General features: G+C 64.4%; 7 protein-coding genes. 4 read left to right on the top strand and 3 right to left on the bottom strand.

What is annotated here, in order from left to right:
- Window positions 1-34 precede the first annotated feature (34 nt).
- Genes AAF481_12135 through AAF481_12125 form a run of 3 tightly spaced genes read right to left on the bottom strand, consistent with a single transcriptional unit; the run spans window position 35 to window position 5417 of the window.
- A complete protein-coding gene (locus AAF481_12135; protein MEM7481914.1) occupies window positions 35-1204 on the bottom strand; it encodes a glycosyltransferase in 1170 nt (389 codons plus the stop codon).
- Window positions 1201-2466, bottom strand: a complete 1266-nt coding sequence (locus AAF481_12130; protein ID MEM7481913.1) for a glycosyltransferase — start codon at window positions 2464-2466, stop codon at window positions 1201-1203. Before AAF481_12130 ends, AAF481_12135 begins: the two co-directional genes overlap by 4 nt.
- Window positions 2463-5417 carry an ATP-binding cassette domain-containing protein gene (locus AAF481_12125; protein MEM7481912.1) on the bottom strand — a complete coding sequence of 985 codons (2955 nt, stop codon included), beginning with the start codon at window positions 5415-5417 and terminating at the stop codon, window positions 2463-2465. Before AAF481_12125 ends, AAF481_12130 begins: the two co-directional genes overlap by 4 nt.
- 273 nt (window positions 5418-5690) lie before the next feature.
- On the opposite strand from AAF481_12125, the gene AAF481_12120 reads away from it, so the two are divergent.
- The 4 genes from AAF481_12120 (at window position 5691) to AAF481_12105 (ending at window position 12491) form a co-directional block, all read left to right on the top strand.
- Window positions 5691-6419 (top strand): hypothetical protein, encoded by a 729-nt coding sequence (locus tag AAF481_12120; GenBank protein ID MEM7481911.1) that lies wholly within the window; start codon window positions 5691-5693, stop codon window positions 6417-6419.
- Between the two features lie 458 nt (window positions 6420-6877).
- Entirely contained in the window at window positions 6878-7297 is a 420-nt protein-coding gene (locus tag AAF481_12115; GenBank protein MEM7481910.1) for a hypothetical protein, read from the top strand.
- A 131-nt stretch (window positions 7298-7428) separates the two neighbouring features.
- A complete protein-coding gene (locus AAF481_12110; protein ID MEM7481909.1) occupies window positions 7429-11067 on the top strand; it encodes a hypothetical protein in 3639 nt (1212 codons plus the stop codon).
- Complete coding sequence (locus AAF481_12105) at window positions 11064-12491, top strand: hypothetical protein (GenBank protein ID MEM7481908.1); 1428 nt, start codon at window positions 11064-11066, stop codon at window positions 12489-12491. The genes AAF481_12110 and AAF481_12105 overlap by 4 nt, the downstream gene beginning before the upstream one ends.
- Window positions 12492-12501 lie beyond the last annotated feature (10 nt).

The raw sequence follows: 12501 nt of genomic DNA, 5'->3' as shown, positions 1-12501 counted from the left end.
CTCTACCATAGACCCTGAAATCGTTGTTGTCAAACTATTGAAATTTCGACATTTCAGATAGATCACCGACCGCGCCGCGCAGATCCGCCACGAACCGCTCCGCGGAGTAGCGCCCGCGGCGCTCTTCAACGTTCCGCAGAATCGCGCCGCGCAGGTCGGGCTCCGTTAGCACCCGGTCGATCTTTTCCACCGCCTCCTCGACGCTGCGGTAGACCAGCCGCGGATCGCCATCGACGATCTCCACCTGGCCGCCGTCGTCCGGCACGAAGACGATGGCGCCGGCTCGCTGCATCTCCGCGACGGCGATGCCGAAGTGCTCATTGCCCATGCCGTGGATGCCGTAGCGGCTTGCGGCCAGGAGGGTGAGCATTTCGTCCCGCGGCAGGTCGAAGTGAAGATCGATCCAGTCGCCTTCCGCTTCGGCCGCGGTGAGCACCCGTTGGGTGTAGGCGTCGTGGTCGGGACTGCCGACGATGTGGAAGCGGATGGCGCGGCCCCGGCGGCGCACGTGGGAGAGGATCTCGATCATCTTGACGACCTCTTTCTCCGGCGAGATCCGGCCGATACACACGAAGCCGTCCTCGCGCTCCTCCCACGGGCGTCGGAGAAAGGTGCCCGGCACCGGCGGCGGTACGGTGACCGAGTCGACGCCGTAGATTTCGCGCAGCTTGCCGCCGGTCCAGTCGGAGTTGACTAGGCTCAGGTTGCGCCGAATGCCGTCGGCCGAATGGCTGGCAAGGCGGTGGCTGAGCCGTCGGTAGCCGCTGAGCAAGAACGGGAAGGCGCGGTGGTACCAGCGATGGTCACAGTCCGGTCGGGGCTCGAAATAGGTAGGGAAGTGAATGTATTGAATGCCGGGCCGGCCGAAGTCCATCTCGTTCTGGGTGCTGAGGACGACGTCCCACTCCCCGCGCTGGAGCAACCGGCGGGCATAGCGCGTCATCACGCCCCAGCCGAGCAGGGCCGACGGCGTGGGTAGGGAGTCCACCGCCAGCCGCAGGGGAGCCGGCACCCGAAGAAGACGAAAGTCGCCTGGCCGGAGGGAGGTGCCGAAATAGCGGTTGACCGGCTCCAGATCGGGCTGGCGCCAAGCGAGCAGAGTCAGGTCGTAGGGCTCGCGCAGGGCTTCGATAGCCCAGGCGGCGACGCAGTTGCCGCCGCCCGGCGGTTGCAGGGAGGGATGGACCATCAGAACCCGTGTCACCGCAACAGACCCTCGAAGGTCCGGCGCGCGTCTCGCCGCCACCCGTCGTCCCAGCGTTCGACGGGGCGGTTGTGGAGGGCCTCTCGCAGCCGCGCGATGGCGGAATTCGGGCCGGGGAATCCCTCGAACAGATGGAGGATTCGATCGGCCAGCTCCTCGCCGGTGGTGAACAGCACTCCGTTCTCTCCGGTTCGCAGTTGTTCCGCCAGCACCGGCCCGTAGTCGAAGGCGCAAACCGGCAGGCCGGAGCCCAGCATGTCGGCGACCTTCATCGGCAGATCGAGACCCGAGGACGAACGGTGGAGGCACAGCCCGAGGTCTGCCGCGGCGAGGAGCAGCGGGTAGTCCTCCGGCGTGAGCCAGCGGGTGAGGATTCGACTGTGCTGCAGATCGAGGTTCGCGAAGTCGGCTTCATAGGCCGAGCGGAGCGGACCGCGGCCGGTGAGGACGAAGACCAAGCTCGGCGGGTCGTCCGCTGAGGCGAGTTGCCTGCGCTTCGACAGGGTGCGGTCGATCCTCCGGACGGCGTCGATGAGCAGCGAAAAGTCCTCATCCAGGGTCCAACTGGTGGCGCTGACGACGATGCCGGAACTCTCCGGCGCCTGCTCCATCAACGCAAGGCGGCGGAGGAGATGGGTCCGCCGATGCCGCGCCGCCGGTTGAAAGACGGCCGGTGGGCGGTCGTAGAGTACCCGCACGTCGCAGAGGCCGCACTTTTCTTCCAGTTCCTCGGCCATTGCGCGGGAAACCGAGAGGTGGGCGTCCGCCCGGCGCCCGAAGAATCGCTCGTAGCGAGCCATGGCGCGAACCGCGCGATGACCCTCGCCGAGTTTCAGGGCCAGCAGGGTGGCTCCGAAGTTGTGCCAGTCCACTACCAGCCGGGCGCCGCGCAGGCGAGCTGCGAGCCAGGCGACGGCGAGGGTGGGGACGGACGGTGGGTTCTGCACCAGGAGGATGCGCGGTCGCGGCGCCCCGAAGAGGAGCCGTCGCAGCAGCCGCAGGCTCTGGCCGGCCAGGCGAAGGAGTCCATCCCACCAGATCCGCCGGCCGCGGCCGGGATCGATGGCGCGCGGCGCCGGCAGGGAATGGACGGTCACGCGAGGGTTTTCTTGCAGCCTTTGCGGCAAGGCGCTCTGCCGGTAGCCGATGAGGTCGACGGCCGCGCCTTCGGCGGCGAGGGAGAGCGCCTGGTACCGCATGCGGGGGCTGCGTCCGAGATCACCCAGGACCACCACGCTGATCCGTACCCCTTCGAGGTTCATCGCGAGGCTTCCGGTGAACCCACCACGGCGCGGAAGGCGGCGCACTGGCGCAGCAGCTCGTCGAAGGTCCCGTCGCCGGCGATGCGGCCACCATCGAGGAAGATCAGGCGTTCACAGCCGCGCATGGTGCGAACCCGATGGGCGACGATCAAGGTGGTCTTTTCCCGCGGCAGTTCTCGCAGCACGGCGTTCAATTCTTGCTCGGCTCGGCCGTCGAGGGCCGAGGTGGCTTCGTCGAAGATCAGCAGTTCCGGGTCCGGGTAGAGGGCCCGGGCGATGGCGACCCGCTGGCGCTGGCCGCCGGACAAGCGCACCCCACCCTCGCCGAGCCGCGTGGCGAGACCTTCCGGCAACTCCTCGACGAGCCGATCGAGGCCGGCGAGGCGGAGGGCCTGGCGGAGTCTCTCCGGGTCGATCGCCTCGTCCTGCACGGCGAAGGCGATGTTGCGCCGCAAGGAGTCGTCGAGCAGGAAGATCTTCTGCGGGACGTAGCCGATCCTGCGGCGCCAGGAGGCGAGGCCGCGTCGGATGTTCACGCCGTCCGCCAGGATGCGACCGCTGGAGGGCTCATGGAGGCCGAGGAGGAGGTCGACCAAGGTGCTCTTGCCGCCGCCCGTCGAACCGACAATTCCCACGGTGCCGCCATGCTCCAAGGTGAGATTCAGCCGGTCGAGGATCGGTCCCCGATCGTAGGCATAGCTGACCTCCTCGAGCACGAGGTGGTGGCGGAAGGGGATCTCCTCGCCTTCGGATTCTGGCGCCGCCGGGAAAGGAGTTGGCAGCAAATCCTGCGCCAGATCGTCCACCGATGAGGTGCCGTACCAGAAGTTGTTGGCGTGCATGATCATCCGGTTGAAAGACGGGATGATGCGGAAGCCGGCATAGGCGTAGAGTCCGAGGAGGGGCACCATCTCGCCAACTCGTTCTCCGCCGCCCGCCACTACCATCACGGCGACGAGGGTGGCGCCGATGAACAGCGACTCGATCGCCAGACGGGGCAGTTGCTCGAGGAACCGGAGGCGCGTGACCGTTTGGGCGATCGAGTGCTGGTCGCGCGAGAAAAGCTCGAAGAAGTGCCCCTCGCGGCCGAAGATGCGGATCTCCTTGAGTCCCTCCAGGGTGTCTTGCACGGTGCCGAGGGCCTCTTTGCGTAGGGCGATCTCACGGCGGCCCAGGGTGGTGAAGCGACGCCGCAGGAGGAGCAACAGGAGCGCCATGACGCTTCCCAGGGCGGCCAGGGTGATGAGCGTAGCCCAAGGCGAGGTAGCGATCAGCACCGCCAGAATACCGAGCACCACCAGCGCCTCGGTGACGCCGGCGACGGTGGCTCCGAGCACCAGATTCACCACCCGATGGCAGCCCTCCGTCACCCGGTGGATCAACTCCGCCGAACTGCGCCTCAGGTGAAAACTGTAGGGGGCCGACAGGTAGCGGGTGAGAAGGGAACGCGCCAGGTCTGCGGCGGTGTGCTGGAAGAGGCGGTTCTGCAGGTAGATCACCAGCCCCAGGAAGGCATTCTTGGCCAGGTAGAAGCCCGCCAGGAGAGCGGCTCCCCAGGCGATGGGAGCCGCCGTACCGCTCGGCAGAAGGGCCGAGAGGGCCGGCCAGCGTTCCTCCCACCGGGCGGCCTGCGCCGGCTCGCTCAGCAAGGCGATCAACAGGAAGACCGCCGCCGCCCCCGCCGCCTCGGCGCCCGCCGCGGCGACCGAAAAAGGCACCAGGCCGGCCCACTGCCAGCGTCTGCGCTCGGGCAAGAGGAGGAGGCTCTTGCGCAGGAGTCTCAGCGCCAGCGGATAGCGGCGGGGTGGTTCCGTTGTCGTGACGGCGGCTGCCCCGGCGGTGGGCTCCTCTCCTTCCCAGGGCTCGTCCGGGAGCGTCACGGGCGCTTCGCCGGGAGCACTTTCGAGCAGGGCCAGGGCGAGAAGGATGACCAGCGTCTGGAAAGTGACGAGAATGGCCTGCCAGGCCTCCAGGCGGATCAGCAGCAGTCCGCCGAGGCCCGTCGCCACGGTGCAGGCACTGATCACCACCAGCACCTTGCCGACCCTCATGCCGCGCCGCTGGAGCCGGTGGGAGAAGTGGCGGGTATCGGCACGGGTGGGGTTGCGGAACGCTCGCAGACGCAGAACGACCACCGTGACCAGGTCGTAGAGCGGAATGGCCAGGATCGCCAACGGGGTGAACACGGCGTACCAGGGCGCCTCTTCGATGTTTCCGGTGGGGCCTGCGGCGGAGTAGGTGATGTCGATCGAGCAGTAGGCCAGCAGGTAGCCGACCACCAGGGAACCGCTGTCCCCCATGTAGATCGAAGCCGGCGGCAGGTTGAACACCAGGAAGCCGAGCAGGGCGCCGGCCAGCAGGCCGAGGAGGACAGCGGTCGAGGTTTGGCCGGCGGCGACAGCGGTGAGACCCAAGAGCAGAGCGCAGATGGTGCCGACGCTGCCGAGGAGTCCGTCCAGTCCGTCCAGAAAATTGAAGGCATTGGTGATCGCCAGAAACCACAGCAAAGAGAAGGCGATGCTGGCCCAGGACGGGAGCCACAGCGGCAGCAGGCGCACCTCGAAGACCCAGACCATCGGCAGGGCGGCCACCGCCTGAGGGAGGAGTTTGTGCCACGGACGCAAACTCACCCGGTCGTCCACCAGCCCGACCAGGTGGAGCAAGAACGCACCGGCGAACAGGGTCGAAAGCTCAGGGCCGAAGGCCGGGCGCAGGAAGTTCGGGACGCTTCCCGGGAGCAGGCGGCTCGCGGCCTCGAGGGCGAGAAGTAGAAGCGCGACGGTCCAGAACACTGCCGAACCGCCGGCGACCGGAATCGGCCGCCGATGGCGCTTATGCCCGCCTGGGTGGTCGAGCTGACCGAACCGCCGGGCGAGGCTGCGGGCGGCGGCGGTGAGCGGTGCTCCGAGCACCGCGCCCAAGCCAATCGCCAACGCCCACAAGGTCATCATCGAGAGCGAAACCTCTCAGTGGGTGCATCCGGCCCGGCGGCGCCTGTCGGCCGCCGAGCTGCGAGACGCGGCTTCCGGGAGGTCGGGCGTTGACCGTTTCGACATCGGCGCCGCCCTGACCGAATAGCAAGACCGAACCAAACCGGAACACCATGAACCGCAAGAAATCTTTCAGAACCGATTTGTCATCTAATCACGCTCGGTGGATGGGGATCAAGGAAGGGTTTCGTTCCTTGCGATGCCGGGCAAAGCTCGACCGTTAGTATCGAGTCGATGGAAGACGCCGCCAAGACCGCCGACACGGTGGTCACCCCGCTGACCCCCGACAGTTCCTCCGAATGTCGAGCGACCGGAGACGTCAACGACGATACCTGGGTGTACTTTCGAGCTGGCAAGACGATCTATTGGACGGTGCTCCTGTCGTCGGCGAATACCCAGGTGGTCAACTCCAAGGACCGGGGCAACGAGGTTGTGACCTTCAAGAAGGGCCTGACGACGGACTTTCTCTCGCAGGCTGGAGGCGCCTATTCGATCACTGCGACGGGCGAGATTGTAGACGACTACACGAGCTACCAAATCACGGGCAAGCAGCTAGGAAGTTTTGGATCGTCGGTTCTCTCGGTGGCCCTGCTCGATCGGTGGCATCCGGCGGAGCGCCCGTCCGACGACTCCGTAGGCCCGACGGAAGGCGTTTCTACACCCTTGACCCCATGCTGTCGGGCGGTCACCCATCGAGTGGAGGGCGAGACCCCTCGCATAGACGTATCGATCGAATGCGACGGCTCGAGTTGTCTGGAGGCTTCGGTCTCGGCCTCGAACCGCTCCGCTCTTCTGGGCGAAGACCTCTCCTGCGGCAGTGAAGCGACGGTCCTTCGCGGCCTCGCCATCGAATGGCGCAGTCTCGGCGAAGGACTTTGCGAGGTCACCCTGTCCGGGCGAATCCTCTCCCAGGGAGACGAGTACACCATCGAGGCGAAGCGCTTGGCGATCTACTCCGAGTGAGGCGCGGCTCGCTTTGGGGTCGACAGTGGACGAGTGTAGGTATTCTCTAACGGCGGTGGTTCTCGGTACATGAAACCTTTTGTTTAGATTTTGACACTTCATGGATTTTGTGCAAATCTGAACTCCTTGCTTTGTAGATGTCATCGCTTGGTGGATTGAAGGTGTATTTCACCTGGTTCAATAGTGTTTCCCCTAGGGAGGGAGGATGCTGCTTGGACTGGTTTCCGAAGTTTCGCTAGTTCCCTTCGCCGAAGAGCAATTCTCGAGTCGCGCTAGGCCTCCGCCTGCGCTGCCTACGACAGGTCTCCCTCGCCTCTGACTTCAGGTGTCTGAGATCTGTTGTTGCGGTCCTTTTTGACTTATTTGCGGCAATGAAAAAACCTTTTCAAACGGGAGAGGGTGCATTTTTCTTGTATGCAGTCAACATCAAAACGTAGGTTTAGGAGGGAGATAGCCTCATGAGGGAAACGATAGAAAACACCGTAAGGGAAGTGATCGCTGGCTTGAGTGATGAGGGGCGAGTCGTAGAGGATTTCAAGGGCGGTCAGACGGTCAGGACGATTCTGACCCCCAACTCCGATTCTGTGGCAACGGCTTCCGGCGATGTCAACGACACGACTCAATTACAGTTCCAATACAACAACTCCATTACCTACTGGGCTCCTTCGGTGACGTCGTCGTCGGGACCGGCGGAACTGGGCGCGGACGTCGGCAACAGCGTTGTGACCTTCATGAAGGGTCTCACCGTGACCTACAACGCACTCTCCGGCGGAATGTACAACGTGCTGTGCAGCGGCAAGATCAAGGACGGCAACACCATCTACAACCTCACCGGAAAGTCTCTGGGAACATTTCCGCAGGGTTCCGCCGGTCAATAGAGGCAGTGCTCGGCAGGAGGTTGAATCCTCCTGCCGAGTGTCGACACTCTGGTTTCCTTGCGCTCGAAGAGGTGCGCTGTCTGGCAGTACCTCGCATCCATCAGCGAAGGAGCCCTCAGTAGGAGCGAAGTATGAGATCTCCGCTTGAATTCAAGCAGGTCGCTGCGGACATACCGCTGTATGAGATCCAAGTTCCCGATTCGTTGGGATGGGCCGGGTACGTCCTGCCGAACTCTAGCGACCTCCCATCGGAGATCGAGGTCGGAGCGTCCCTGGAGAGATTTCCAGGCTCCTACTTTTTCGCCGTGTACCGCCCCTCCATCGTCGAACATGCCCCGGACGAGTTTGCAGAGCTGGCCAACGACTATGTCAGAAGGGTGACCCGGTTCAATCGGCTGGTGGCTTGGCTCGAGAACATTGAACCCGAAGACGGTGAAGGGTACTTCGGAGACATCGACAACTTCGGATTCCAGTTCGGTGAGGACATCAACGGGTACAAGGTGCGATCGAACCTCAATGCCGCCCTTGGAACGAACCTGAATTTCTTCGTGACCTTGGACCTCGACTTTGCGGTGGATGTGGCGGAGGGAGCGTTGGTCGTGACGACCCAGACCGGACCGAATCCGCTGATCGGCTATCAGAAAGGTGGCGACGACCTGGGGATCTCCGTGGGCGATGCCCGGCGGCAGAGCGCTCGCATCCCCCTCAGTGGCGCCAACGCCGCTTCGTTCGTGCTCTCCGCCGAGATCAAGCCGTCCATCACCTTCTCTCCGGAGCAGGGACTCGAGGCGGGCTTCGAGTACGTCGTCAACAACCAGAGCGTGAGCCTGGAAGAGCCGGTTCACTATCCGGCCTTCAATGTGGCCTCGCTGCCCGCCGTAGTGAATTCCTTGGCCACGGTGGATCCGAGCGATCCGGTGAATTCACGGATTTCGACGGCCGACCTCGAGTTGGGATTCCTGCGCACGGGGTTTGCCTTGACCGGGGCGCCCGCGCTGTCGAGTTGGTTCTCCTCGGTAGAGGGCAAGGCCGTTTCTCTGGTGCCTCTCGGCACCAAGGAGGGCGCTGCGGAACCTGCCCGGTCGGCGGGATCTCTATCCGTGGCGTCCTCGTCGCCGACCGCGACGGCGCCCGGCAAGGGGGTGGCCTACTTTGGACTCGCGGGACGTTTTGCGATGAGCGTAGCAGGGGAGAAAGCGGGTGTTGGGCAGGCGCTTCTCTGCGGCATCTTCGGATCCGAGCGGTTGACCTTTGTGACCTACGATCCGGAGGGCGAGGAAGGGGAACAGGTCACGCTGTACTTCCTGCCCTCGCAACCGGCCTACGCACCGGTATTTCCGTTCGATACGGTGTCGATCAACGAACCGGCCAGCGGAGCGGTGGTTCCTCGCTTGACCGGTGAGTACGCGGCCTCCTGGGCGACCGTTCAAGGCGCCGGTTCGGCGGTGGCCTACAGCGCCGAACCGGCCGGTAGCCCGCTCTATGGAATGCCCGAGACCGGCCAGGGTGAGACTGCCGTTCTGAAGTCGACGCCGCCGTCCCTGCCGCTGCCGCAGGGGAACGATCACAGCTTCCCGATGGTGCCCTATGCCGGCGCCACCGACCCAGGGGTGGAGGGCACCACCCTCACCCAGTTCGAGAGCGAGATTCTCGCCGCCACCCGCAAGACGACGATTTCCGAAGCAGCGGTGGAGACTTGGCAGGCGCGCGCCGATGCGCTGCGGTTCCGCGCCCAGATCTCCTCTGTCGACGCCACCACGCCGCAAGGGCTGCTGGCCGAGGTGGACCCTGCCTCCGGGGCGTATTTGGATGTCACCCTCGCTCAATCGACAGATCGGGCGGGGGAAATGGTGCCCTTCGCTTTCCACCAGCCGACGCGGACGGTGCAGGATGCCCTGCAGACCAACCAGCTCTTTCTGGTGGCGGTCAACAACCAGCCCTTCGACGACTCCGCCACCGGCGCGGTGTTCGAGAACGTCGTCAACATCGTGGACTGGACGATGACCGCTCGAGTGGGCCAGGGCGCCACGGCGACCAGCTACCGCAACGTGATGATCCTGAAGTTCTGCGACGGCAGCCTGATGGACCGGGTGACCAACCCAAACCGCTGGACGAGTCCCAAAGACTTCTCGCTGGTCGCCGATGCGGGCGAGATCGAGGCGTTGGCATATACCGGCCTCTCGCAGTGGCTTCAGGCGTACCTTGCCGAAGGTGTAGCGCGTGCCGACGGGCGGTCGGCCATCTTCTACGAGAACTTCGCCGAGATCGCCATGGATCCCGAGTGGAACGGCGTCATTGTCCTGAAGTCGGACCTCGGGGCAGAGGATCTTCCGCCGGAGATTCAAGGGTTGGCGGCGGGAATCGACTTCTCGAACTTCACGGCCCATCACTTCGGCTTCACGGTCAGCCGGGTGCAGGTCGATCCCTCCAGCGGGGCGATTGCCCTGGACGGGGTTTCGAGCCTCTTCGGGCTGGTGGACTACGAAGATCCGGCCTACGGTGCGAATCTCGCTGCGGGAGTGGATCCCAACACCCCCATCCCCGTCGCCACGTCCAATGACTTCGAGTTCACGGTGCTGCGGCTCCAGTCGCTGTTTGAGAATGCCAGGCTGGTGAAGTTCCAGAGCAACGTTCAGCTCACGGTGGATCGGCTGTTCGGATCCACCGTGCCAAAGGCATTCAACAACAGTATGCCGCAGCCGGCGACGGGGGTGGTGCTCGACGGCAGCTACATCGACCAGAACGGCGAGGGTTCCTACGTCTTCCAGCAAACCCAGACGACGGTGTTCTCGTTGGCCGGCAACGTGTTGCCGGCGATGGCTTTCCGCCGGGTCCAGTTCAACACCCTCGGGCCGCGCGATGGTGGCGCCAGCGTCGCCAGCCGATTCTTGATCTGGGGGGCGTTCGATTTCGTCGAACTGACGGAGAGCGATGGCGGAATGTTCGACGTCCTCTCCTTCGGTAGCCCGCCGGATACGCCGCCGGAGCAGCTCGGCAGCGGCCTGGCGGTGTCGAACCTGCTGCTGGAGATGGTTTTCCCCTTGGCCACGCCCAACGCCAAGCGCTTCGCCCTCGACACCGACAACATGGCCTACGACGTCAACTCCAGCAGTGCCCGGGACGAAAGCCTGTTCCGCGGCTTCGGGTTGGAGCTCAAAAGCTTCATCAACGCCTCCGGCGACAAGACCCCCGCCGACTACGGATTCCTGCCGGTGACCTCGAAGCTGAATTTGAAGCAGCTCGAGGGCGAGTGGTTCGGCGTGGTGTACGAGGTCACCCTGGGTGGGCCCGGAGCTCTCGCCTCGGCGGCTGGATTCACTTCCAACCTACTCCTCGCCTGGGCGCCCTCGACCGCTGCTGGGGACTCCCAGCGGGCGGTGTTCCTGGGCCTCAGCCTGCCCGGTGCGGCGCCGGGCGCCAAGCTGTTCAGCATCGAGGGGGTGTTCAAGGTGGCGATCGGGTCGATCTCGCTATTGCGCCAGCCGGTGCCCCAAACGGCCGGCAGTCCGCCGACCGACGACTCCTTCTATTGCCTGCGCCTCGACGACATCGGGATCAAGATCTTCGGCATCGTCAAGCTGCCGCCGGACGCCAACATTCAGTTCTTCCTGTTCGGCGATCCCAGCAATACCGGCAGTCTCGGCTGGTACGCCGCCTACGTGGCGACGGACAACCCGGGGTGCAATCAACAGCTCGCCTTCGCGCGAGTCGACTCACCGGAAGCGGAAAGAGCCGCCCTGAAGAAGCTGCCGCAGGAGGCTGGACGATGACGAGGATCCTGGTCTGGAACGTGTCCACCTTCGGTATTTTGAAGATCGAAGATCCTTCCACCAAGAGAGCTCGCGGCACGAGCATCACCCACCAGGAGGCCTCCGAGGATCGTTTTGAACTGATCCAGAGAGTCTTCGGGGCGGCGATGCCGGACATCATTGTCATCGTGGAGGTGGCGTCCGGAGACAGCTTTCCCAACGCCCTTGCGACCCCCACCGATGGCATCTTGGGAGCGAACCGGCTCTTGACCTTCCTGCGTGGCGATCCAGCATTCCGGGGGGGTGATTGGCGCCTCGTACCGCCCCTCAGGATCGGGCGGAGCAACGGCAGCAAACCCGAAACCGTCGCCGTTCTCTACCGGGGGGTGTCGGATGGCGGCGTAACCCGCTATTTCACCGGCCCCAATGTCTGGACCGGCGGCTACGCCGGTGCCTCCATCGAGCCCCTTGCGCCGGCCACGGCGGCGGCCCAGGCGCAGCCCTATCCCGGCGCGGGAGCCGGCTATCCGGATCTCAACGCCATGCTCGTACCGCCGGGATCTCAGGTTCGAGAGATCCCGCGGGGCGCTCTCTACAACGGTCGGCTGGACGAGAACACGGTCGCCGCGCGCACTGACTTTCGTGAAGACGACCGTGGGGTTCCGAGTGACAACTATCTGAATTTTGGGCCGTATCGCCCGCCCTACATGGTGACCTTCACCGAGGTCGCCGGCGGCAATGTGAGCGACCTGACCCTCTTCGGTGTTCACTCACCGGCAGTGGCGGGGGACCCGGAGGTATTTCTCTCGTACCTGGCGAGTGTCTACGACGTCGTCTCCCCGCTGAACCTGGCCGAGACCCGGGTGGTCTGCGGCGACTTCAACGTTCGGCTCCTCGATGTGAACGGGAACTACACCGGTGCCTACGATGCGTTGACGGCGCACGACTATGAGTACCTCTTGCGTCCACCGGCCGGAGGACCACCGAATCCTCTCGACGGCTACACCACCTACTTCGGGACCCACCTGCGTCAAGGCCAGGTGACCAAAGCGTCGCGCTTTCTTTGGTCCGACGACGCCAATCTCTCCTATTACCCCGGCTACCGGTATTTCGGCAGCCAGCGCGGGGCGAATCTTTCATCTCTCGACAACATCTTGGTACGGCCCTACGACGCCGCCAACCCTGCCGCTTTCCAGATGTCCGTCATCAATCCGGTCGTCGGCTCGCCCCTCAACAGGATCAATCCTCCTACCGGCAACGCCCCGGAGGGCACGATCGGCCTGGCGAGCCAGTTTCGAAATCCGGTGGGCTTTCCTCCTGCCCCTCCCGTCGCGGCTCCCAATTACGTTCACTACAACATTGCCTACAACTTGACCAACTGGGACAACTACGAACACATCTACTCGACGAGCGACCACCTCGCTCTCTTCGCCGTCATTCCGTAGGCCGGAGCCA

The organism is Acidobacteriota bacterium (assembly GCA_039030395.1).
Taxonomy (GTDB): domain Bacteria; phylum Acidobacteriota; class Thermoanaerobaculia; order Multivoradales; family JBCCEF01; genus JBCCEF01.
Note: the sequence above shows the minus strand (reverse complement) of the source record. Positions and strands in the feature narration are given on the sequence as shown.

Bases quoted from the DNA above. Each gene is read 5' to 3' on its own strand.
- AAF481_12125 (MEM7481912.1), bottom strand. From the start codon at position 5,417: ATGATGACCTTGTGGGCGTTGGCGATTGGCTTGGGCGCGGTGCTCGGA.
- AAF481_12115 (MEM7481910.1), top strand. From the start codon at position 6,878: ATGAGGGAAACGATAGAAAACACCGTAAGGGAAGTGATCGCTGGCTTG.
- AAF481_12130 (MEM7481913.1), bottom strand. From the start codon at position 2,466: ATGAACCTCGAAGGGGTACGGATCAGCGTGGTGGTCCTGGGTGATCTC.
- AAF481_12110 (MEM7481909.1), top strand. From the start codon at position 7,429: ATGAGATCTCCGCTTGAATTCAAGCAGGTCGCTGCGGACATACCGCTG.
- AAF481_12120 (MEM7481911.1), top strand. From the start codon at position 5,691: ATGGAAGACGCCGCCAAGACCGCCGACACGGTGGTCACCCCGCTGACC.
- AAF481_12105 (MEM7481908.1), top strand. From the start codon at position 11,064: ATGACGAGGATCCTGGTCTGGAACGTGTCCACCTTCGGTATTTTGAAG.